The sequence below is a fragment of the Mycobacterium sp. NGS22 genome (assembly GCF_059813095.1).
The window spans coordinates 32,255-55,472 of the sequence record NZ_JCALDY010000007.1; the positions used below are offsets into that span (position 1 = coordinate 32,255).

Annotated in this window: 18 protein-coding genes; 6 read left to right on the forward strand and 12 right to left on the reverse strand. The window is 66.2% G+C overall.

Translation table 11 applies throughout. The features are described from left to right. Window positions 1-3: 3 nt before the first annotated feature. Entirely contained in the window at window positions 4-3,297 is a 3,294-nt protein-coding gene (locus AC5Y47_RS08395) for a helix-turn-helix transcriptional regulator (protein WP_499943460.1), read from the reverse strand. Window positions 3,298-3,452: 155 nt separating this feature from the next. Here AC5Y47_RS08395 and AC5Y47_RS08400 point away from each other — a divergent pair, with 155 nt between their 5' ends. Then, window positions 3,453-4,655, forward strand: coding sequence for a serine hydrolase domain-containing protein (locus AC5Y47_RS08400; protein WP_499943461.1), 1,203 nt, complete (start codon window positions 3,453-3,455; stop codon window positions 4,653-4,655). A gap of 7 nt (window positions 4,656-4,662) precedes the next feature. Here AC5Y47_RS08400 and AC5Y47_RS08405 read toward each other — a convergent pair whose 3' ends face one another. Further along, window positions 4,663-6,045, reverse strand: a complete 1,383-nt coding sequence (locus tag AC5Y47_RS08405; RefSeq protein WP_499943462.1) for an HNH endonuclease signature motif containing protein — start codon at window positions 6,043-6,045, stop codon at window positions 4,663-4,665. A gap of 289 nt (window positions 6,046-6,334) precedes the next feature. Here AC5Y47_RS08405 and AC5Y47_RS08410 point away from each other — a divergent pair, with 289 nt between their 5' ends. Then, window positions 6,335-7,939 (forward strand): multicopper oxidase family protein, encoded by a 1,605-nt coding sequence (locus AC5Y47_RS08410; RefSeq protein ID WP_499943463.1) that lies wholly within the window; start codon window positions 6,335-6,337, stop codon window positions 7,937-7,939. On the opposite strand, the gene AC5Y47_RS08415 is transcribed toward AC5Y47_RS08410, so the two are convergent. Genes AC5Y47_RS08415 through AC5Y47_RS08450 form a run of 8 tightly spaced genes read right to left on the reverse strand, consistent with a single transcriptional unit; the run spans window position 7,927 to window position 17,047 of the window. Continuing rightward, the gene (locus AC5Y47_RS08415) at window positions 7,927-8,754 is read right to left on the reverse strand and encodes an alpha/beta fold hydrolase (RefSeq protein ID WP_499943464.1); all 828 of its coding nucleotides are present in this window, start codon (window positions 8,752-8,754) and stop codon (window positions 7,927-7,929) included. The two genes, AC5Y47_RS08410 and AC5Y47_RS08415, sit on opposite strands and share 13 nt — an antisense overlap. Beyond that, window positions 8,754-9,743 carry a cyclase family protein gene (locus AC5Y47_RS08420; RefSeq protein WP_499943465.1) on the reverse strand — a complete coding sequence of 330 codons (990 nt, stop codon included), beginning with the start codon at window positions 9,741-9,743 and terminating at the stop codon, window positions 8,754-8,756. The genes AC5Y47_RS08415 and AC5Y47_RS08420 overlap by 1 nt, the downstream gene beginning before the upstream one ends. Then, window positions 9,743-10,558 (reverse strand): coniferyl-alcohol dehydrogenase, encoded by an 816-nt coding sequence (locus AC5Y47_RS08425; RefSeq protein ID WP_499943466.1) that lies wholly within the window; start codon window positions 10,556-10,558, stop codon window positions 9,743-9,745. The genes AC5Y47_RS08420 and AC5Y47_RS08425 overlap by 1 nt, the downstream gene beginning before the upstream one ends. A 9-nt stretch (window positions 10,559-10,567) precedes the next feature. After that, a complete protein-coding gene (locus AC5Y47_RS08430) occupies window positions 10,568-11,869 on the reverse strand; it encodes an LLM class flavin-dependent oxidoreductase (RefSeq protein ID WP_499943467.1) in 1,302 nt (433 codons plus the stop codon). Window position 11,870: 1 nt separating this feature from the next. Beyond that, the gene (locus tag AC5Y47_RS08435) at window positions 11,871-13,610 is read right to left on the reverse strand and encodes an FAD-binding protein (RefSeq protein WP_499943468.1); all 1,740 of its coding nucleotides are present in this window, start codon (window positions 13,608-13,610) and stop codon (window positions 11,871-11,873) included. Next, window positions 13,607-14,524, reverse strand: coding sequence for a 3-carboxyethylcatechol 2,3-dioxygenase (locus AC5Y47_RS08440; protein ID WP_499943469.1), 918 nt, complete (start codon window positions 14,522-14,524; stop codon window positions 13,607-13,609). The genes AC5Y47_RS08435 and AC5Y47_RS08440 overlap by 4 nt, the downstream gene beginning before the upstream one ends. Beyond that, window positions 14,472-16,184: a bifunctional 3-(3-hydroxy-phenyl)propionate/3-hydroxycinnamic acid hydroxylase gene (locus AC5Y47_RS08445; RefSeq protein WP_499943470.1), complete on the reverse strand. Its 1,713-nt coding sequence runs from the start codon at window positions 16,182-16,184 to the stop codon at window positions 14,472-14,474. The genes AC5Y47_RS08440 and AC5Y47_RS08445 overlap by 53 nt, the downstream gene beginning before the upstream one ends. Then, the gene (locus AC5Y47_RS08450; protein ID WP_499943471.1) at window positions 16,184-17,047 is read right to left on the reverse strand and encodes an alpha/beta fold hydrolase; all 864 of its coding nucleotides are present in this window, start codon (window positions 17,045-17,047) and stop codon (window positions 16,184-16,186) included. Before AC5Y47_RS08450 ends, AC5Y47_RS08445 begins: the two co-directional genes overlap by 1 nt. A 91-nt stretch (window positions 17,048-17,138) precedes the next feature. Here AC5Y47_RS08450 and AC5Y47_RS08455 point away from each other — a divergent pair, with 91 nt between their 5' ends. Then, window positions 17,139-17,804 (forward strand): IclR family transcriptional regulator, encoded by a 666-nt coding sequence (locus AC5Y47_RS08455; RefSeq protein ID WP_499943472.1) that lies wholly within the window; start codon window positions 17,139-17,141, stop codon window positions 17,802-17,804. 13 nt (window positions 17,805-17,817) lie between these two features. After that, window positions 17,818-19,437, forward strand: a complete 1,620-nt coding sequence (locus AC5Y47_RS08460) for an FAD-dependent oxidoreductase (RefSeq protein ID WP_499943473.1) — start codon at window positions 17,818-17,820, stop codon at window positions 19,435-19,437. Window positions 19,438-19,444: 7 nt separating this feature from the next. Here AC5Y47_RS08460 and meaB read toward each other — a convergent pair whose 3' ends face one another. After that, window positions 19,445-20,317: a methylmalonyl Co-A mutase-associated GTPase MeaB gene (gene meaB / locus AC5Y47_RS08465; RefSeq protein ID WP_499943474.1), complete on the reverse strand. Its 873-nt coding sequence runs from the start codon at window positions 20,315-20,317 to the stop codon at window positions 19,445-19,447. Between the two features lie 163 nt (window positions 20,318-20,480). On the opposite strand from meaB, the gene AC5Y47_RS08470 reads away from it, so the two are divergent. Together AC5Y47_RS08470 and AC5Y47_RS08475 are read left to right on the forward strand one after the other, a co-directional pair. After that, a complete protein-coding gene (locus AC5Y47_RS08470; protein ID WP_499943475.1) occupies window positions 20,481-21,338 on the forward strand; it encodes a proline iminopeptidase-family hydrolase in 858 nt (285 codons plus the stop codon). Between the two features lie 104 nt (window positions 21,339-21,442). Then, window positions 21,443-22,246: a transglutaminase-like domain-containing protein gene (locus AC5Y47_RS08475; protein WP_499943476.1), complete on the forward strand. Its 804-nt coding sequence runs from the start codon at window positions 21,443-21,445 to the stop codon at window positions 22,244-22,246. A 203-nt stretch (window positions 22,247-22,449) separates the two neighbouring features. On the opposite strand, the gene AC5Y47_RS08480 is transcribed toward AC5Y47_RS08475, so the two are convergent. Beyond that, entirely contained in the window at window positions 22,450-23,217 is a 768-nt protein-coding gene (locus tag AC5Y47_RS08480; RefSeq protein WP_499943477.1) for an enoyl-CoA hydratase/isomerase family protein, read from the reverse strand. Window position 23,218 lies beyond the last annotated feature (1 nt).

Below are 23,218 nucleotides of genomic sequence, written 5' to 3' on the forward strand. Positions count from 1 at the left end.
GGGCTACGGCAACTGAGTCTGCCGCACAGCCTCCTGAGCAAGCTGCACCCGGGAGGTATAGCCGAGTTTGGTGTACATGTGCGTCAGATGCGCCTGCACGGTGCGCGGCGAGACGAAAAGTCGTTCTGCGATGTCCTTGTTCGCCAGCCCCTGGCTGACCAGACGCGCCACGTCGAGTTCGGTCCGCGTCAATGCCGCCCACCCGCTGGCGGGTCGCTTGCGTTCGCCACGTCCACGCAACGCATAGTTGATCGCGTCATCGGCCGACATGGCCGCGCCGTCGCCCCAGGCTTCCTGGAAAGGACTGTCTCCCAGAGTGTTACGGCACGACTCGACCGCCATGACGTAGGCGTCGTCGAACATGGGCAACCGGAACTCGCCGGTGCGGTCGCGGATCACCGCCGCCGCCGCCAGCAACCTTGCGGCATCGAGGTGATTTCCCGCGTCGACAGTCAGTCTGGCCAGTACCTCCAGGATCGCCGGAACCTGCAGACGCCCCTGATTGTCCAGGGCCATCGACAGCGCCTGGTTGGCGTCACGCCGGGCCTGGTCGTTGTCACCGCGATCCACCGCGATGGCGGCGCGGATGCTTAACGCGAACATCTTGTGCCAGCCGGCCATTGTGGCGACGGCCTCGTCAGCCACCGCTTGCGCCTTGGCCAGATCACCCTCGAGATGCGCGCACTGGGCCATCGAGGTGATGGCAACGGATCCGCGCTGCACGGCCGGCAATTCCCAGACCCTGGCACGCAACTCGCGTGCCGAGACGACATCGCCGTCGGCCACCGCCGCCATGGCCATGACGGTGGTCGCCGCCCGCTCCAGCACCACGCCGCCGAGTTCTGCTCCTGCAGTCATCGCCGCGCGACCGACCCGTCGGGCCGCGGCGATCTGGCCGTGATAGGTCAGTGCGCAGCCCTGGCTGACCAGACACAGGAACGCGACCAGGGCATCGCCGTCGGCTTCGCATTCGGCAGCAACCGACCGGAAAGTGTCGATGGCGCCCTCCAAGTCCGCGCACAACATCTGGGCCATGCCGGTCGCCCAACGACACATCTGCGCGTTCGACGAATCGTCGAGCGCGTCGGCAAGGTCTGCCCCCTCGGTGCCCAGCGTCAACGCCGCCACCGGATCACCGGCCATGGCGGCCAGATATGCCCGCCTACCCAGGATCTGACTGAGCCTCCAGTCGTCACCGGTCGACCGGCACAGCTGAATGGCTTCGGTCAGATACGGTGCCGCGGTGTCGAAGTCGAGTCCGGCGATGCAGCCGCATGCGGTGAGTGTCCGGGCCAGCAGTGCGGGGTCGCCCAGTTGGCGGGCAATCTCGACCGACCGGCGAGCCTCGTCCCAGTTTCCGGTGACGATGGTGAGGGAATCCAGCACGGTCCGGTCGGCGATGGCGCGAGCATGTACCGCCGGGTCCATACCGTCCGGGTCGAAGCCGTCGCCATCGAGGACCGCGGCAAACCAGGCCCGTCCCTCGGGCAGACGTCCGCGCCCCTGCCACAGCGGCTGCAACGACGACGCAAGCTGCAGGGCGGTCGCGTTCTCCCCGATCTCGCAGCAGTAGTCGAATGCTGCTCGCACATTGTCGATTTCGGCCTCGACGCGTCCGATGCTGCGCCGGAAGGTATTGCGCGAGGGCGCGTCCAGTTCGGCAGCCAGCGCGGCGTAGTGATCGCGATGCCGACCGCGCACCGCGCCGGCCTCACCGGACTCGTCGAGCTTTTCGACCGCGTAGGCACGGATGGTCTCCAGCATCCGGTATCGCGCACGGCCGGCGATGTCGTCGGCGTGGACCAGCGACTTGTCCACCAACAGGGTCAATTGGTCGAGCACCTGGTAGCGCTGGGCACCGGTCCCGCCGCACACCGCTACCGCGGCGTCCAGGTCGAAACCTCCGGCAAACGCCCCGAGTCGTCGGAACAGAACGCTCTCGCCGTCGGTGAGCATCGAGTGCGACCAGTCCACCGAGGCGCGCAGCGTCTGTTGGCGTCGCACCGCGGCGTGGTGTCCGCCGGTCAGCAACTCGAATCGGTCGTTGAGACTGTCGCGGATGTCGCGGGCCGACAGTGCCCGCATGCGCGCGGCCGCGAGTTCGAGCGCCAGCGGCATGCCGTCCAGACGGCGACAGATCTCTGCGATGGTCTCCGAATTGTCAACGGTGACAGCGAAATCAGGCCGGACACTACGGGCTCGCGCGCTGAACAACTCCACTGCCTCGTCGATCAAGCGCAGCGACGGTACCTGCCAATTCACCTCCCCTGCGGCGCGCAGCGATTCGCGACTGGTGGTCAACAACCGAACGGTAGGGCAACTGCTCAGGAGCGCCACGACGAGCGCGGCGGCGCCTTCCAACACGTGCTCGCAGTTGTCCAGGACGATCAGCGTCTTACGGTCCGCGACTCGGGTGGCGAGGGTCTCGACGATCGACCGTCCCGGTTGGTTGTGCAGACCAACAGCTTGCGCGACGGCTGCCTCGATGAGATCGGGGTCGGTAATGGGAGCGAGGTCCACGAAATAGCATGACGCGCCGACCTCGTCGCCGAACTGCGCCGCGAGCTGGATGGCGAGACGCGTCTTGCCGACACCGCCCGAACCGGTCAACGTCACCAATCGGTGCTCTTCGAAAAGAGTCCTCAATTCCGCGATTTCGCGTTGCCGCCCGACGAAGCTGGTCAGTGGTACCGGCAACGATTGTGCTACACCGCTTTTCGAGGATCGCAACGGCGGAAACTCGACGCGTAGGTCCGGATGGCACATCTGGGCGATGCGTTCCGCGCGGGCGATGTCACGTAGCTGATGACTGCCGAGGTAGGTCAACCACACTCCGGCAGGCAAGTGGTCGATCACCAGCTGCTCGGTCGCTGCGGTGAGCACCGTCTGGCCACCGTGGGCCAGGTCGCGCACCCGGGCGGCCCGATTGATGGTGGGGCCGATGTAGTTCGCCGCATCGCGCAGCTGGATCTCTCCGGTGTGCAGGCCGATGCGCAGGCGCAGCGGCGCGAGCGGCGCACGCTGGATATCCAAGGCGCACGCGATCGCGTCACTTGCCCGGGTGAACGCGATCACGAAGCTATCGCCTTCGCCCTGTTCGACCGGGCGCACCCCGTGATGGACGTCGACCAGCTGTGACAACGTCTCGTCCAGGCGCGTCACCGCGTCGGTCATCTCGGCCGGGCGGTCTTGCCACAGGCCCGTGGATCCTTCGATGTCGGCCAGCAGCAACGTCACCGTTCCGGTCGGAAGTTCGTGCACGCCCAACTCGCTCCACTTCACCGGGGTCCCACTCATGTTAGCCAGCATGCTCCGTGCCGACGTGTCACCACATCAGCACAAATGCGTAGAAAACGCGCTCGCGTGGACGGTGCGGATTTACGCGATCCGACCAATGCTGTTCGCCGGATCGCGCCCGATAGTCGGGATATCCGGACTTCAAGGAGATCAAAATGACCCAACAGTTCTGTCAGACCGCAATCGACACCGTAGTGGCGGGGCACTACGACCGCCGGTTCAGCGACCTCGTCATGGCTCTGGCCGACGAACTCAGCACCGGCGGTGAGCTCGGCGCGGCCATAGCGGTCGACATCGACGGCGAGATGATCGTCGATGTCTGGGGCGGATATGCCGATCAGGCCAGGACCCGCCAATGGGACCGGGACACCATCGTCAACGTCTTCTCCAGTACCAAGAACGTCACGGCGTTGGCGGCACTGCTGCTCATCGACCGCGGCAGCCTGGACCCGTACGCTCCCGTCGCCCGGTACTGGCCGGAATTCGCCGCAAACGGAAAGCAGGACGTCCAGGTTCGCCACTTACTCAGCCATACCTCCGGAGTCTCGGGATGGGAGCTCCCGTTCAGCATCGAAGAGGTCTACGACTGGAAAAAGTCCACCACACAACTGGCCGCTCAGGCGCCGTGGTGGACACCGGGCACCGCGTCCGGGTATCACGCGGTGACCAGCGGCCATCTGATCGGAGAGGTCATCCGGCGAATCTCTGGTCTGACCTTGAAAGAATTCGTGCGTCAGGAGATCGCGGCACCCCTGCGAGCTGATATCCAGATCGGAGCGCGACCCGAGGACGACGCGCGCATCGCCGAGCTGATTCCTCCCCCACCACTCGACGTGCCGCTGGACGCGGTGCCGGAGCACCATCCGATGCGCAAGACGTTCGGCATGCTTGCGCCGAACTCCGAGGCTGCGTTGCTGGCCCAGACGACCGCATGGCGGCGTGCGGATATCGGCGCGGCTAATGGACACGGCAACGCCCGTTCGTTGGTGCAGTCGCTGCGGGCGATCTCGTTGGGCGGCAACGTCGATGGCCGCCATGTGCTTCGGCCGGAAACTGTCGATCTGATCTTCGATGAACAGGCCAATGGAGTTGACCTGGTGCTTGGTATGCCGGCCCGGTGGGGTATCGGCTTTGCTCTGCCCAAGAAGGAAGCAGTGCCGGACATCCCGGACGGCAGGATCTGCTATTGGGGCGGCTGGGGCGGTTCGACGGTAGTGATGGATCTGGATCGTCGGATGACGTTCGCCTACGTGATGAACAAGATGGGGCAGGTCACGTCGGCCGGCTCCGACCGCACCGAGAAATACACCCGCCTGGTGTACCGGGCGCTGAACGGGTCTGCCGTGCAACCACTTTGAGCACGGGTCATTCGGGTTCGTCGTCGTCGGGTTTGAGTGGTTTTTCGGGGTGGTGCATGCAGTTGACGTAGGGGCGGCCGTGGTCGAGATGTTTGGGCGAGATCCATTCGGTTTGGCCGTGGGCGTTCTTGCAGGTGGTGTATTTGCGTAGTTCGACCATGCGGTTATGCGGTCCGCAGGCCAGGGTCAGTTCGTCGATGTGGGTGCGGCGCTTGGCGAACCAGCCCTCCAGATGATGGACCTGGGTCCAGTAGCCCTTGACCGTGCAACCCGGGCAGGTGCACCCCCGCTCTTTAGACAGCAGCACCAGCCGCTGCTCGGGCGAAGCGATCCGCTTGCCGTGATACAGGGCCTTGGTTTTGTCCTTGTCGAACACCGCCAAATATTGGTAAGCGTGGCTGGCTTGGGCGAGCACATCGGTCATCGGCAACAAGGTGCCTCCGGCGGTCAGCCCGTGTCCGGCGCCGGCTTCGAGTTCGGCCAGGGTGGTGGTGATCACGATGCAGGTCGGCAACCCGTGATGGCGGCCCAACTTTTTCGACATCAACAACGCGCGCAGCGCGGCCAGCAGCCCGTCGTGGTTGCGTTGCTCAGCACTGCGCGCATCACGCTGCACCGCCTCCTGCGGAGCGCGCCCGTCGACCGTCGGGTTTTCATCGGCGGGGTTACACATTCCCGGGGCGCCCAGTTTGGCCAACACCGGCTCCAGGGTGGCCCGAAACTGCGGGGAGATCAGCCCACTGATCTTGGACATCCCATCAGCCTGCTGGCGGCCGATGGTGATGCCGCGTCTGCTGCGGGCCCGCTCGGCCTCCTCGGCTTCGTCGGGCACGAAGTCGCCGTCGGGTTTGAGACAGTCCTTGAGGACCCGGGCATATTCGGCCAGCTCATCGGGGCGAAACCCGGTGCCCACCAACACCAGCTTGGCTTCGGCATCAGCACGGGTGGCCGCGTCCACCGCCTCGGGCAGCTTCTTGAAGAACTTCTGCACGATCCCCACCTGCTCGCTGCCGAGCAACCCCTCACGCTCCGCCGCGGCGGTTTGAGCCAGCACCGGCTCCAGCGGCTCACCCGTGAGCGCGCGGCGCGGACCCAAATCCGCGGCGTGGGCGATGCGCTGAGCGGCCTCGGCCTTGGAGATGCGCAACCGATTCGCCAACGCCTCGCGCAACGAACCACCCAGCTCCTCGGCGGTGGCTTCGGCACCGAGTTGATTGATCAACGCGTGCTGGGGCACCCGCGCCCGACGGATCCCCCGCTCGATGCGGTCCATGATCTCCATCCGCCGCGGATTATCCTGCGCATCAAAACTCAACTCGCACAACCGATCCAAAGCATCACCATACGCGACGAGAACCTCCTCGATCTCCGCGTACGTGCTGGCCGGCATACCATGATTCTATTGAGGGGTACCGACAACTTCGGGCGCGGCCGAGAGCAGAATGCAAGCGGCGCAGACAGTTTCGCTCACGGCGAACATTACCGCCGACCGGAGCTATGTTGCCATTTCGAAGTCGCAGCCGCGAGGCGCAAAGATCACGGAATGACCGAAGATCATGAGACGCCGACGGTGCGCGGGTCACGCACCGACGCAAGTTGCGATGTCCGCCCTACCTGAGCAGGGTGGAAGGCGCATTCCGAAAAACCCCACTCGAGTGGACGCAGACAAGGAGCTGTCAATGCCGGTACCGCTGACCAGGCGCGGGTTCATCGCCGCCGGTATCGCCGGAGGATTTGCGGTAGTGGCCTGCGGACGGCCGAGGGCGGCAAGCTCGCCTCTGTCGAATGCCATCGCCGCAGCCGAGGCCGCCCGCCCGCACAGTGGACGCACGGTGACGGTGACCTTGGCCCCGCAGGCGACCAAGGTCGATATCGGCGGGAAGATCGTCGACACGTTCGCCTACGGCGACACCATCCCGGGACCGTTGATCCGGGCGAACATCGGCGACGAGGTCGTCGTGTCGGTCGCCAACAAACTCGACCGCCCGACGTCAGTGCATTGGCACGGCATCGCGATCCGCAATGACATGGACGGTGCCGAGCCCGCCACCCCGAACATCCCGGCCGGTCGAGACCTCACCTACCGCTTCTCCGTCCCGAACTCGGGTACCTACTGGGCCCATCCCCATACCGGTCTCGACGCCGACAAAGGCCTCTATTTGCCGTTCATCGTCGACGATCCAACCGAGCGAGGCCAGTACGACGCGGAATGGATTGTCGTCCTGGATGATTGGACGGACGGAGTCGGCAAGTCCCCGCAGCAGCTCTACGACGCGTTGACCGACCCGAACAAGCCGCCGATGCAGCCGCAACCGTCGCCCGCCACCACATCACCGTCGGCTTCGACCACACCAACCCGTTCGCCCACCACGACTACCCGGACGACCTCGACGACCTCGACGACCTCGTCCAGTCCGGCCAGTCCGACCAGCGGGATGCCGGGAATGCCGGCCTCCGGAGCGGTCGGCAGCAGTACCCTGCTCGGTGGCGACGCCGGGGACATCGCCTACCCCTACTACCTGATCAACGGCAGAATTCCGGAAGCCGCAACGACTTTCACCGCCAAGCCGCGCCAGCGAATCCGGATCCGCTTCATCAACACCGCGTCCGACACCGCATTCCGCGTGGCGCTGGCCGGACATTCGATGACGGTCACCCACACCGATGGCTATCCGGTGATCCCGATGCAGGTCGACGCATTGCTAATCGGCATGGCCGAGCGCTACGACGTCGTCGTGACCGCAGCAGACGGGGTGTTCCCGCTGGTCGCGGCCGCCGAAGGCAAGAACGCCGTGGCTCGCGCGCTGCTTTCCACCGGAAAGGGCGGTCCGCCGGATCCCCAGTTCAGGCCGCAGGAACTCGACCGGCGGGTCGGCACCGTCGACAAGTTCATTGCGGCAACGTCGGTCAACCTCGGCCGACCCGATGGCAACCTGGACTTGCCGGTGGTACTCGGCGGCACGATGGCCAAGTACGACTGGACCATCAACGGCGAGCCCTACAGCAGGACCGAACCGCTGCACATTCGAGAGGGGCAGCGGCCGACCCTGACGTTCGACAACCCGACCATGATGTATCACCCAATTCATCTGCACGGGCACACTTTTCAGGTGGTCCGACCGGACGGGACACTGGGCGCCCGCAAGGACACGGTGATCGTGCTGCCCAAGCAGAAGATGCGCGCCGTCCTGGCCGCCGACAACCCCGGAACCTGGGTCCTGCACTGCCACAACACCTATCACCAGCACGCGGGCATGATGACGCGGTTGGACTACCTCGCGTAGCAGTCGAAGAAGTCCAGCAGCAATTCGTTGACCACCGACGGCTGCTCGATCTGCGGGCAGTGACCGGCGTTGTCGACGATCACCGATGAAGCGCCGGTGATCTGCCCGGCGATCTCGGCGGCCCAACCGGATGGCAACAGTTTGTCGGCGCCGCCTTCGACCACCAATACCGGCACGCCAATGCGCTCATAGGCCCGCGCGCTCGACGGCGTCGCCGGCGGCGCGGCATTGGGCCGGCGAAAGCGTGCCGCGGCCACCGCCTCCCATGCCCCTGGCGCGGTGCTCGACTCGTAGCGCCGCCACACGTAGTCCTCGTCGGCCGGATACCCGGGGTCGCAGAACAGCGCCTCGACGATGTTGCGCATCGCCGGCAGCGTCGCGTCGTACTGCTGCAACGCATCGAAGTGGTGGTTCTGCTGGATCTCCCCGCCGCCGCAGATGATCGCCATGCTGCGCACCGGCAGCAGCGGCGTTTCCGACGTCGCGTCGGTGAGCAGATTGATTGCGCCCATGGAGTTTCCGGCGAAATGCGCCGAATCGATCCCCAGCACCTGGCAGAACCGGGCCACATGCCGGATGCGCATCGCCCGGCTGTTGACGAAGTCGATGACCTTCGCGGACTGACCGAACCCGAGTTGGTCGGGCGCCAGCACTCGATACCTTGCTGCCAGCGCGGGGATATTGCGCTCCCAACCCAGTTCGGCGCTGGCACCGAACTCACCGCCGTGCAGCAACAGCACCGGATCACCCTGTCCCGCCTCGAGATAACTCGTGACGAGCCCGTCGACCTCGACGGTTCGGCGATGAACTTCCATCACTTGATCGCGATCGGGTTGACCGGAGATCCCACGGCGCCGGTGAATCTCAGCGGCGGAGCGATGAGCTGAAACTCGTAGACGCCGTCGGTGGCACAGTCGGCCGCCAGCGCGGTGAGATCCCAATACTCGCCGAGCATCAGGCCCATGTCACGCAGGCACAACAGATGAAAAGGCAGGAACAGACCGTCGACACCGGAAACCGGGTCCTCGACCTGAAGGTTGTCGGCGGCCACGGCGGCAACTTCGTTGTCGTGCAGCCACTGCGCACAACGCCAGTCCAGTCCCGAATAGGGCTCGACCTTGTCCCCGGTCATCAGAAACCTTGTCCACCAGCCGGTTCGGACCAGCACGATGTCGCCGCTCTGGATCGTGACGCCCTGCGCACGGGCCACCTCGTCCAGTTCCTCTGGCGTGATGGGGTTTCCGTGTTCGAGGAACACCTCCGCGCCGCGATGGCGCACCACATCGAGCAACACCCCGCGCGACGTGATGCCCTTGACGTCGACCTTGTCGATGCCGCAGTGGTAGGCCCCAAGACTGGTCACCGAGCCGGCGGGAAACCCGTTGTACAGCTGGTCCTCGTAGTACACGTGAGACAACGCGTCCCACTGAGTGGCGGCCTGCAGCGGCATGATGATCATGTCGTCGTTGAAGCGGAACGGATTGTCGGCGAGGTAGCTGCTCAGCTGATCGGCCGTCGGGTTCTGTTTCCAGCCGGGACCGTATTGCGTCAGGGTATACGCGTCACCCCCGTCGACGGTCATCACGTGAATCGGGTTGTGCCGGAACCCGAATGCTCCTTGCGGCCCCGACGACCCGAAGTCCACTCCGAGCGGAAAGACCTTGCCGTGCCGGACCAGACCGGCCGCCTGCCGGATTTTGTCGGCGGTGATGAAGTTCAAGGTGCCCAGCTCGTCGTCGTCGCCCCAACGGCCCCAATTGCTCAGATCGGCCGCAACGCGGCGGAATTCGGCCATGGTGGCCATCAAGGTCGTCCTTCCTCGAGTTCACGGGCGATGGCAGCGCCGATGTTCCCGCCGTCCACCCACACGACTTGGCCCGAAATATAGCTTGCCGCGCGGCTGTTCAAGAACAGCAGCACCGCGGCCTGTTCCGCCGGATCGGAGACCCGTCCCAGCGGCTTGGGGATGTCGTCGAGGAATTGCGGCCCGTAGGCGGTGCGGAGCTGGTCGAGGATGGGAGTCTCGGTGACACCTGGTCCGGTGCAGTTGATCCGGATGCCCCGCGCGCCGAGCTCCACGGCGCTACGCATGGTGTACAGGATCAGCGCTTCCTTGGACAGTTGATAGCCGGTCCCCAACGCGTCGGGATGCCTTGCGCACCAATCGATGCCATCCCGCATCGTGGGAGTGCGCAACAGGGGCGCGACATCACGCAGATGCTCGCGGTAGCCCGCTGCGGCCAGCGACGACACGCTCACGATCGATGCCCCCGCGGGCATCCGGGGCAGCAGCGCTTCGGTCAGATGCCGCAAACCGAGGAAGTTGACGGTGACGATCAGTTGCGGGTCACCGATTCCCGACGAGACACCGGCGACGTTGAACAGGGCGTCGACGGGTCCGGGGATGGACGCGACGGCCTCGTCGATCGAGGCGGGATCGGCCAGGTCGACTTCGTGGAACTCATCGAGCTCGGCAGCGGGCCGTCGCCGGTCCAGCCCGGTGACCCGGGCGCCGAGTTCGCTGAGCTGGTGCACGACATGCGCACCGATGCCCGACGCGCACCCGGTGACCACGGTGTGACGACCGTCGTAACGCCACAGCTCGTCGATTCGGGTCAACTCCTCAGCTCACTTGCCCTGTTCCTTCAGCCGTTGCGCCGCCTGGACGCGGCCCTCGTTGATCTCGGCCATCGCCTCGGGAATCTCACTGGCGGTGAACTTTCCGCCCCGTCCGGTCGGCAGGCCGCCGAACGAGTAGTGCTCGTCGAACGGCGGGATGGTGGATTCGGGCCGTCGCGCCTCGACCTTCTCGATGATCGGCGCCAGCCGTGTGGCCTTGTCGGCCACGGCCTTGCGGTCACGTTCGATGAACTCCGGCAGCACCTCTTTGCCCATCAACTCGATGGACTCCATGGTTCCCTCATGGCTGCGCGGGTTGAGCAGCAGGATGATCTCGTCCACGCCGCTTTCCTCGTAGCCACGCAGGAATTCGCGCACGGTGGCCGGTGAGCCGATCGCACCGCGGCCGGGTCCGTAGGCCAGCGTGGGGTCCTTCTCGACCTCTTCCAGATAGCGTTCCCAGACCCCGGTACGCCCCGGGGTGTGCACACCGGTCATGTAGTAGTGCATGATGCCGAACGAGAAGAACCCGCCGCCCTTGCCGAGGCGCTCGAGCGCCTGCTCGTCGGTCTTGGCGACCATCATCGACAGGTCGCCTCCGATGGCCAGGATGTTCGGGTTGATCTGCGGGGTGATCGGCACCCCGTTCTCCTCGAACTCCTTGTAGTAGCCGTTGACCCGCTCGGTCAGTGGCCCCGGGCCAGTGTAGGCGAAACTCAGTGCGCCGATACATTTCTGGGCCGCCATCTGCACGCTGGCCGGCCGGGTGCAGGCAACCCAGACCGGCGGGTGCGGCTTCTGCAGCGGCTTGGGAATGACGTTGCGGGCCGGCATCTCGATGTGCTCGCCCTTGAAGCCGGAGAACGGTTCTTCGACCATGCAGCGGATCGAGACCTCGAGCGCCTCCTCCCACTGTGAGCGTTTGTCGGCGGGGTCGATGTTGAACCCACCGAGCTCACCCACTGAAGAGGACTCGCCGGTGCCGAATTCGACTCGCCCGTTGGAGATCAGGTCCAGGGTGGCGATGCGCTCGGCCACCCGGGCCGGGTGATTGACCGCCGGCGGCAGATGCATGATGCCGAACCCCAGCCGGATGTCCTTGGTGCGCTGACTGGCCGCCGCCAAGAACATCTCCGGCGCGGTGGAATGGCAGTACTCCTCGAGGAAGTGGTGCTCGGTGAGCCAGACCGTGGAGAACCCCGCCTTGTCCGCGGCCTCGACTTCGTCCAGGCAGTCCTGCAGCATCTGGCGCTCGTCGTCGGGCACCCACGGCCGCGGCAGGGCGAACTCGTAGAACAGGGATATTTTCATGTTACCTCCTATAGGATCTTGGGGTATTAGTTAAGGCTTGTGCGGCAACGTGTTTCGCCGCGACGAAACCGAAAGTCATGGCGGGTCCGATCGTGGCGCCGGCGCCGGCGTAGCTGCGTCCCATCACCGGTGCGGAGACGTTCCCGACGGCATAGAGTCCGCGCACCACGGTGTCGTCGGCACGCAGCACCCGGGCGAACTCGTCGGTGCGCAGTCCGCCCGAGGTGCCCAGGTCCCCGAGCACGATGCGGAATGCGTAATAGGGCGGCTCGCCCAGCGGATACAGGTTCGGGTTGGGCAGCGTCGGGTCGCCGTAGTAGTTGTCGTAGACGCTGTCGCCGCGGTTGAAATCGTCGTCATGTCCCCGGTGGGCGAGGTCGTTGAACCTGGTGGCGGTGGCCCGAAGTCGTTGTGCCGGAACACCGATCTTGTCGGCAAGATCCTCCCAGGACGATGCGGCCTTGACGACGCCGGATTCCAGCCAGGCGGCGGGCACCTTGCGTCCGGTGGGCACCGGGGCTCCCGGCACCTTCGGGATCGGCAGATGACCGCTGACGACATAGCGGTTGAAGGATCGGTGGTCGGTGATCAACCAGCACGGGATGTGCGTCACGCCGGATTTCTGGCCTTCGATCATCGCGTGACCGAAATCCATGTACGGTGCCGCCTCATTGATGAAACGCTCACCGGCGCCGTTGACGATGAACTGCGCGGGCATCATCCGTTCGTTGAGCATGAATTGCATTCGCCCGTCCGGCCATTGGATGGCCGGGAACCACCAGGCTTCGTCGAGCAGATCGGCGGTTGCGCCCACCTGCTGGCCGGCGCGGATGCCGTCGCCGGTGGCGGCCGGGTTGCCGAAACTCCAGTCCTGGTCGACGACGGGTTGATGCTCTTTGCGCCAGGCCATGTCGTGGTCGAAGCCGCCCGAGGCCAGGATCACTCCGTGGCGGGCCCCGATGCGCCACCGCTCGCCGCCGCGGTCCACGGCCGCACCGATCACCGATCCGTCGGCGTCGGTGAGCAATTCGGTCATCGGTGTGTCCAGCCACAGCGGGATCCCGCGGTCCTTCATTGCCAGCCGCAACCGGGCCGCCAGCGACTGACCGATCGCCGCCATCCGCTCACCGAGGACCCTGGCCCGGACCATCCGCGAGATCAGCTTCAGCAGTACCCCTTTGCCCTCCCAGGACTGCCGGATCCGGTAGAAGGACCGCAATTCCTTCGGACCCAGCCAGATCCCTTTGGGCGCCAACGCCAACGGCGTCAGCAGCCGTTGCTCGTCGTCACCAAGTTCCCGCAGGTCGATCGGCGGCACGTTGATGGTGCTGCCGAGCTCGGATCCGCCGGGCAGCTCCGGATAGTAGTCGGCATAGCCTGGCTTCCAGACGAATTCGAGCCACGGACTGAGTTCTTCCAGGAACTCCAGCATCCGCGGTCCCGACTCGACGTACTGCCGCAGCCGTGCGTCGCTGACCAGTCCGTCGGTGATCCGGCACAGGTATTCCACGACGCCATCCGGTGTCGGCGAGTAGCCCGCCCTGCGTTGAGCGGGTGCCCCCGGGATCCAGATGCCTCCGCCGGACAGTGCGGTCGATCCGCCGAATTGCGGTGACTTCTCGATGACCAGCGCGTCCAGTCCGGACGCGTGCGCGGTGAGCGCGGCCGTCATGCCGCCACCGCCGGATCCCACGACCAGCACGTCCACCTGGTGGTCGAAGTCGTCCGCAGCCGAGTTCACGCCGGCACCGCCGTGCGGATGGCGAAACCGGCGATCAGATCGGCGGCCTGCTTGTAGTAACGGAGCGAGGTGCGATAGGGGCCCGCGGCCGCCAGTGCTGCGAAAGCCGCTATCCAGGTACGGATCTCGTGTGCCGAACTGCCGCCCTCGTGGGTCACGAACGAGTTCGACCATTGGTCCAGATCGGCCAGGTGCCCGCTGTCCAACAGGTCCAGGAAGCGGTGATCCCACGCCGGATTGAGGGGCTGCAGGTCACTGTCTCCGCCGGCGAAGCTCTTGGCCGCTTCGATGACCTGCGTCTGCCGGGCCTGGCGCTGTTCGGTGGTCATCGGTTCGCCGTGCACGATCCGTTGCAGCACCGCCGGGGCGGCCGTCGCCAACGTCGGCACCGGCGGGCTGTGGGAAAGCCCGCCGGACCCGACCAGCAACACCCGCTTGTCCAGCGAAGCCGCGAAATCGCCGACCGCGGTGCCCAAGGCGCGGCACCGGTGCAACGGTCCCAGTGGCACCGCGATCGCGTTGATGAAGACCGGGATCACGGGACAGGCGGTGGCGCTGCCCAACAGTTTCTCCAGCGGCTGGACGGTGCCGTGGTCGACGTCCATGCTGGTCGACACCGCGATGTCGACCCCGGCGCCGAGGATGGCCCGCGCGCATCCACCGGCGATGTCCTCGGCGACGTCCAACGGTCCGGAATGGGTGCCGTAGTCACCGATCCCGTTGGCCTGCAGCCCGATACAGAACGGCGGCATCACCTTGTAGAAGAAGCCGTTGTAGTGGTCCGGGGCGAAGACGACGACGAGTTCGGGGTCGTAGTCGGCGACGAAATCCCGTGCCTGCGCGATCGCGGCTTCGACCTCGTCAAGCAGATCCCGCGGCGGCCCCGGTAGATTCAGCAGCGGGCTGTGGGACATACAGCAAAGAGCCAGTGGCACTGTCGACTTCACCTCCTCGCGGTGTCAGCGCGAGCGCGTCGACGAGGGCGGCACTCAACTCCGGTGAGCGTTGCGCGATGCACGCCCCGGCGATGCACCGGTCCGGGCGCAAGAAGACCACCGATTCCTCGTGCACGTCGAACCAGGCTTTCAGGGCGCCGGACCGGTCCCCCACCACCAGCACGTCGGGGTCGTCGTGCCCGGCCCAGTGCAGCTGGGTCTGCGGCCGCAAGGCTACGAAGCGGGCGCCCAACGCCTTCCAGTCCGCGAAGGCGCGCTCGCCGAGGATGCTGCGCGGGTTGTTGTTCCAGCACAGGACCGCGAACCAGGACCCCAGCACGTCGTCGAGCAGGACGTTCTGCTGCGTGCGGGTATCCACCCGAGGTTGGATGAACAACGTGCCGACCGGCGAATCCAACTGCTGCCCAACGGACTTCGAATGCACCACCGCGCCCTGTTCGTAGCGCGGCATCGGCTTGAACCGCATCTCCAGCACATAGCGTTTGAGGGTCGGCACCACCGACGCCGATCGGATCAGCACGTCACGCGCGGTGGCGACCCGGCGATTCGTCGGTGAGATGACGCGACCCACCATGGTCGACAAATCGATCATCGCCCGCGCGTGCTTGCGTCGTTCCACGTCGTAACTGTCCAACAGGGCGTCCCCGGCTTGACCGTTGACCACGGCGGCGAGTTTCCAGCCCAGGTTCGCGGCGTCCCGGATGCCGCTGTTGTAGCCCTGTCCCTGCCACACCGGCATCAGGTGCGCGGCGTCCCCGGCCAGCAGTATGCGGCCGCTGCGGAAGGCGCCGGCGATGCGCGAGTGGTGGGTGTAGACCCGGCGACGGATCACGTCGACCCGATCGGGGTGGGGCACCATGCGGGCCAGCATCCGGGTCAGGAATGCCGGATCCTCCGCCTGTTCGTCGGTTTCGTGGGCGTGGATCAGGAACTCGAACCGGCGGATTCCGTGCGCGATCGAGATCGACGCGTACGGACGTTCCGGGTCGGCCCCGACCTCGCTGTTGGGGTGGCCCAACGGGTCGTTGGCGATGTCGACGACCAGCCAACGGGTGGGTGACGTGGTGCCGTCGAAGGACACACCCATCATGCCGCGCGTGGCGCTGCGCCCGCCGTCGCAGCCGACGACATAGCGTGCCTGCACTATCGACCCGCCGCCGAGTTCGGCGGTCACCGAATCGTCGGTCTGCGCGCAAGAGATCATCGGGTGTCCCCAGCGCACCTGCACATGTTCGAATCGTGCCAGACCGCCCAGCAATTCGGCGTCGACCAGTGGTTGCACGAAGCCGTTGCGCTTGGGCCAGCCGAATCGCGCGTCCGGCGGCGCCATTTCGGCGAGCACCCGGCGTTTGCGGTCGTAGAACCGCAGGATCTGGTTGGGCACGGTGTGCGGAAGCACCTGGTCCACCAGTCCGATCGACTGGAAGGTGCGCAGCGCTTCGTCGTCCAGCCCCACGCCGCGGGGATAGTCGATCAGGGTCGCGCGTTCCTCGACGATCAATGTGCGAACACCTTGCAGGCCAAGGATATTGGCCAGGGTCAGACCGACCGGGCCGGCGCCGACGACCAGCACGTCGAAGTTCTCGACGCCGTCCTGAGCCGGTCCGGTGCCATCCATCAGCGGCCCAGCAGGAAGTCGATGTGCAGTTGGTTGAAGGTCTTGGCGTCTTCGTACTGCGGCCAGTGACCGCACCCCGGCATCACCTCGAAGCGCGCGCCGGGGATCATCGAGGCGATGCGTCGGCCTTCGGGCACGTCGGCGGTGGGGTCGTCGCTGGTCCACAGCACCAGCGTGGGCGCGGTGATGGCGCCGTATTCATTCGGCCCCAACAGGTTTCGATCCCGGATCTCCGGATCCTGCAGCGCCATGATGTCGCGCATGGCGGCCACGAAGCCCGGTTGCCGGTAGATGCGCTGCCGGCTGGCGACCAGGTCGTCGTAATCCCTGGTCTTGTCGGCCATCAGCCATTTGATCCGCGCCTGCACGGTCTCCCAGGTGGGATCCTCGGCGGCGGCCATCGACAAGGTGATGATGCGCTTCATCACCGCCGGGTCGGCCTGGGAACCGCCCGCGGTGTTGAGTACCAGGCGCTCGATGACGTCGGGGTGGTCGATCGCGGCGCGCGCGGCCACCCAACCGCCCAACGACTCGCCGCTGAGCCTGATCCGGTCGGCACCGATCGTGCGTACCACGGTCATCAAATGTTGGACGTAGTGCGGGATTTCGAGCGGGTGACCCGGTTTGTCGGTGTATCCGTGCCCCAACATGTCGATCGACCAGGTCCAGAAGTGCTCGGCGTGCGCGGCCAGATTCCGGACATAGGCTTCGGCGTGACCCCCGGAACCGTGCAGCAGGATCAGCACGGGCTGGCTCGCGTCGCCCGCCCGCAGATAGCGGGTGCGTACCCCTTCGGCGTCGAGGTACCCCTGCTCGAAGGGCACGCCCTGCAGGTCGCTCCACACGCTTTCGAACTCGGCCACGGTTCCTTCCGCAGAATTTTATGTGCTAATATCGCACGCTAATGTGCGTTATTTATAGAGCTTGGCTTTCCTGCGAAGGTCTGTCAAGACCGTGACGGGTTCGCAGACGCTGGCCAGGGGCCTCACCGCGCTGCAGTTGGTCGCGGCGTCGCCGACCGGGCTCACCATGCAGGAGGTCGCCGACCAGGTCGGTGTGCACCGAACCATCGCCTACCGGCTGTTGGCCACGTTGGCGCAGTTCCGGCTGGTGACCAAGGGTGAGGACGGCCGCTATCGGCCCGCGGCGGGTCTGGCCACCCTCGGCGCATCTTTCGACCACAACGTGCGCCAGCTGTGCCTGCCGACGCTGCGCGGGTTGGCCGACGAGCTCGGCACCACCGTGTCGCTGTTGGTGGCCGAGGCCGAGGAGCAGGTCGCGCTGGCGGTGATCGTGCCGACCCAGGTGCCCTATCAGCTGGCGTTCCACGAGGGCAGCCGGTATCCGCTGGACCGCGGCGCGGCGGGGATCGCGCTGCTCGCGAGCATGCCGCCCCGGCCGGGAGAACGGGAGCTGGTGACCGGCGCACGTCAGCGCGGCTGGGTGACCACTCACGGGGAGATCGAACCGAACACCTACGGCCTCGCGGTGGCAGTGCACCGGCCGGCGCCGTCGCCGCCCACCTGCATCAACCTCATCTCGCACCGCGAAGAAGTGGTGATGCGCGGCAAGGACGCGGTGATCCGGGCCGCGCAGAAGTTGTCCACGCTGTTGAGCTGAAGGGACACGTGTTATGCCAGAACACAATTGGGACGACGAGTACGACGTCGTGGTGCTCGGCAGCGGCGCCGCCGGCTTGACGGCCGCGTTGATCGCGGCGGCCACCGGTGCCTCGGTGCAGGTTTTCGAGAAGGCGGCGACCGTCGGCGGCACCACCGCGGTGTCCGGTGGCATCGCGTGGATCCCGGCGCACAACCGTTGTCCCGACCGGGAATTGACGGTTGCGGACGCATTGCAGTACCTGCACGCTCAGTCGTTCGGTTCGATGGACGACGAACTGGTGGAGACGTTCGTGCGGACCGGTCCGTCGATGCTGGACTTCGTCGAGTCGCACAGCGCTCTGCGTTTCGAGGTCGCGGCGGGTTTTCCCGATTACCAGCCCGAGCTGCCCGGCGGCCAGCCCGCCGGCGGCCGTTCGCTGGGTGCGGCGCCCTTCGATCTCAGTCAGCTGGGTGACTGGGCGACCCGGATCACCGCCTTCCCGGCCGACTGGTCGAATGTGGGTTTCGACGCCGAAACCCGGGCGCGTCTGCACGCCGACGTCGACGCGCAGGGCGAGGTCTGTGTGGCCGGGACCGCGCTGATCGCCGGGCTGCTGAAGGGCCTGCTGGAGATGGGGGTCGAACCGTGCACCAGCGCGCGGGCCACCGAACTCATCACCGACGCCGACGGTGTTGTCGGCGTGCGGGTTTCCCGACCGGAACAGACCATGGACGTTCGCGCGCGCCGCGGGATCATCCTGGGCACCGGCGGTTTCGAATGGGATCCGTTGCTGGCGCAGGCTTTTCTGCGTGGGCCGATGCACGGCGCCGTGTCGCCGCCGAACAACACCGGCGACGGGTTGCGGATGGCGATGGCACTGGGGGCGGACCTGGCGAACATGGGTGAGGCGTGGTGGGTGCCGATCGTGCAGATCCCCGACGACACCATCGAGGGCAGGCAACGCAGCCGCAGCGTGCGACTGGAACGGACCCGCCCCCGCAGCATCATCGTCAACCGGACGGGTCGGCGGTTCGTCAACGAGGCCGGTGAGTACAACTCGATGGCCGGCGCGTTCCAGTACCTGCACCCGGGTAAGGGCTATGTCAATGACCGGGCCTGGATGGTCTTCGACTCGATTCACCTGCGCGAGTACGGTTTTCTCGGTGTCGCGCCGGGCGAAGCGGTTCCGGACTGGTTCTGTGAGTCGGCCGATCTCGTCGAACTGAGCGCCAAGACCGGCATCGACGCCGACGGATTGGCGGCCACCGTCGAACAGTGGAACCGCAATGTGACCGCGGGCGCGGACCCCGACTTCGGCCGCGGCTCCAGCGCCTACGACGGCTACTGGGGTGACGAACGCGCCACGACGCTGGCCGGAAAGACGTTGGGACCCATCGACACCGCGCCCTTCTACGCGGTGCCGATCAGTATCGGGTCGATGGGCACCAAGGGCGGCCCACGCACCGACCCCGACGGCCGGGTGCTGCACGTCAACGGTCAACCGATCGCCGGGCTGTTCGCCGCGGGCAACGCCATGGCCGGCGCGACCGGTCGCGCCTACGGCGGCGCGGGCGGAACCATAGGTCCGGCAATGGTTTTCGGCTACCGCGCCGGCTACGCGGCCGCCACGGGCGAATCCGTCAAAGCTTGAAAGCGGCTCAGTCCGGCGGCGGTGCGAGCAGCCGCTCGGCCGCCCGGTAGGGGTCGTCGTGGCCGTCGACGACGGACTCCGCGAGTCGATCCAAGTCGGTGCGTGACCGCAGCCGGGTCTGCGCCAACGACAGGATCTGCGCGCGGGCCCGGGCCAACCGACGGGCACGGTTGTCGGCCCGGTGGTGTGCGTCGATCGCGGTCACCAGGTCGGTGAGACCGTCGCCGCGGGCTGCGACGAGGCTGACGATCGGCGCCTTGGTCTCGGCCCGCAAGTCCCGCACAGTCTGCTCGGCGCCGTCGCGGTCGGCCTTGTTCACCACCACGATGTCGGCGACTTCCAGCAGACCGGCCTTGGCGGCCTGCACCGCGTCACCGGCCCCCGGGTTGAGGATGACGATGGTCGGGTCGGCGACGGCGGCGATCTCGATCTCGGACTGGCCCACGCCGACGGTCTCCAGCAGCACCACGTCGTAGCCGATGGCGCCCACCAGCCGGATGGCGGCCGGGACCGCCGCGGCCAGGCCGCCGAGATGACCCCGGCTGGCCACCGAGCGAATCAGCACATCGGAATCGTTGATGTGGGCCGTCATTCGGATGCGATCACCCAGCAGTGCGCCGCCGCTGAACGGCGAGGACGGGTCTACGGCCAGCACGGCCACCCGGCTACCGCGCTCGCGGTAGGCGCCGACCAGAGCGCCGATCGTCGTGGACTTCCCTGCGCCCGGCGGGCCGGTGATACCGACAACCCGGACCGGTTGCACCGGGCCGATGCCGGCCAGCACCTCGTCACGCCGCTCACTTTCGACGAGGCTCAGCAGGCGGCCGGCGGCTCGCGGAGAACCGCTGCGCGCCTTGGTGATCAACTCGGTGACGTCCACGGCGGCGCTTACCCGGTAGGCACTTCGAAGATCACGCCTGCAGGCACAACTCTCTCCACTTCGGGTCACACGGCACCGGCACGAGAACCACATTCTCTCAGTCGGAGAGCCGTAGTTGCAAGGCGGCTTTGCGTCCGCTCGCGCAAGAGACAATTGTGGCAGCGTGAAAACGATAGAGGTCCCGGGCGGCCGGGTCTGGTTCAAGCGGGTGGGCAGCGGGACGCGCCAGCCGCTGCTGGTAGTACACGGCGGCCCGGGACTGCCGCATTACTACCTGAGTTCGCTGGAGCGCCTGGCGGACGAGCGTGAAGTCGTCTTCTGGGATCAGCTCGGGTGCGGTAATTCCGAGCACCCGTCTAACCCCGGACTATGGACCATGCAGCGGTCGGTAGCCGAAATGGACTCCGTCATCACAGCTCTGGAACTCGACGGCTTCCATCTCTTCGGGAACTCGTGGGGTGCGATGCTGGCGCAGCAGTACGTGCTGGATGTGCCGTGCACGGCGGTCAGCTTCACCATTTCCAACAGTGCCGCGTCCATACCGGTGTTCGCCGACAACGTGATTCGCCTGAAGGCGGAATTGGATCAGGCCACCCAGGACGCGATCGACCGTCACGAGGCCGCCGGCACCACGGATTCCGCCGAGTACCGTGCCGCGGTGACGACGTGGAACCAGACATACCTGTGCCGCAAGCTGCCGTGGCCGAAGGATCTGTTCGAGGCTTTCCAGAACATGGGAACCGAGATCTTCGAAACGATGTTCGGACCCAGTGACTTTCGCATCGTCGGGACCATCCGGGACTGGGACGTCGTCGACCGGCTCACCGAGATCACGTTGCCGACCCTGCTCCTGTCCGGCAGGTTCGACGAGTGTTCACCGGAGCACATGCGTGAGATGCACCGACTCATTCCAGGATCGCGCTTCGAGTTCTTCGAGCACAGCGCGCACCTGCCCTTCATCGAGGAGCCGGACCGCTTCGATGCGGTGATGCGCGATTTCCTGCGACAGCACGACAGTTGACGGCCGCCCGGCGGTTGAAGTGCTCCGAGGTGCGGGTACAGACCACGCATGATTGGCTGCTTGCCATGAAGCTGCGACGAAATCGGAACAAGGGGGGCGCGTCGATGAAGCGTGACGTAAGGGCGAGTCTGCAAGTCACTGTCACCGACCCCACGGCGTTGGAGTTCCAGGTCGCCGTCGCACGACTGCCGGGCCTTGAGATCCGCGAATCGTTGACCGCGACCCTGGACGGCGACCCGATCTCGTTGCGGGAGATCACCGGCGAGTACGGCACCCGGATTCACTCGGTCGAGGTGGGGACCGGGGATCTTCAGCTCGAGTACGAAGCCACCGTCACCGGGCGGGCAGAGCCGCCGCCGGTCAGGGACATCGAGGTCTCGACCTATCTACGGCCGAGCCGCTACGCCGAGGCCGACAAGTTCTTCGGTTTCGCGGCCACCGAGTTCGGCCAGTACACCAACTCGGCGACGCTGCTGGAGAAGGTGTCCTCCTGGGTCGGGACGAGGCTGAAATACGTTCCGGGATCGAGTGATCCGATCGACGGCGCGACCGACACACTTTTGGCCGGCGCCGGGGTGTGCCGTGACTACGCTCATCTGGTCATCGCGCTGTTGCGTGCGGTCAACGTCCCGGCCCGGCTGGTATCGGTGTATGCGCCGGGCTGCGACCCGATGGACTTCCACGCCGTGGCTGAAGCGTTGATAGACGGACAGTGGCAGGTGGTCGATGCCACGTGCCTCGCGCCGCGCCAGGCGATGCTGCGAATCGCCACCGGCCGCGACGCCGCGGACACCGCCTTCCTGGACAATCACGGCGGTGCGATCGACCTGACCAAAATGGAGGTCACCGCCGTCAGCGACGGTGCGCTGCCCCGGGATTCGGTAGAGGACCTGGTGTCTCTGGGCTGACACCCACGGCGTTCTGGCGTGCTCCACGCCCTCGGTGTTCGGTGTGAAACCTTGGCGTTGATTGTGAAACGAGGGCTTTCGGTGTGAGCCCAGGGTGGGAAAATCGGCGAGATCCCGCCCAGGCTTCACCCGCAAAGCCCACACTTCACGCGCAACGCCCAGGCGTCACCCGCAACGCCCACGCTTCACGCGCAAGCCGCCGCTCAGTTCTTGCCGGCGTTGAGCTTGCTCACGATCGACCGGAAGTCCTCGGTGACGAACGACTGATGCTCGGCCGACAACGCGTAGTCGATGCTGGCCAGCACGGCGCGCTCGAGGTGGATGTTGAGCACCCGCTTGGTACTTTCCACCGCCTGCTGCGGCAGCTCGAGGATCTTCTTCGCGGCGGTGATCGCGTCGGCGACCGGGTCGTCGGAGACATGGTTGGCCAGGCCGAGTTCGACGGCCCGCTCGGCCCGAATCCTGGTGCCGGTCAACGCATATTCCTTGGCCAGTAGCAGGCTGATATGCAGCGGCCAGGTCAGCGGTCCCCCGTCGGCGGCCACCAGGCCGACCTGTACGTGCGGGTCGGCCAGGAACGCGTCCTTGGCGATGTAGACGATGTCGCTCAGTGCCACCAGGCTGCACCCCAACCCGACGGCGGGCCCGTTCACGGCCGCTACCACCGGGATTCGGCAACGCGCCATGCCCAGCACGATCTCGCGTCCGTCCCGGATGGTCTTGGCACGCAGGTCGGCGTCTTCGGCCAACTCGGCGAGATATGCGAAATCGCCGCCGGCCGAGAAGGCCTTACCCGCCCCGGTCAGCACCGCGGCACGGGCGGAGGGGTCGTCGGTCAGGCGCTGCCACAACCGCGCCAGCCCGACGTGCAGATTGTCGTTGACCGCGTTCAGATCGTCCGGCCGGTTCAAGGTGATGATCCGCAGCGGCCCGTCGGCGCGCACGTCGATTTCGCTTGGCATGTCGTACATG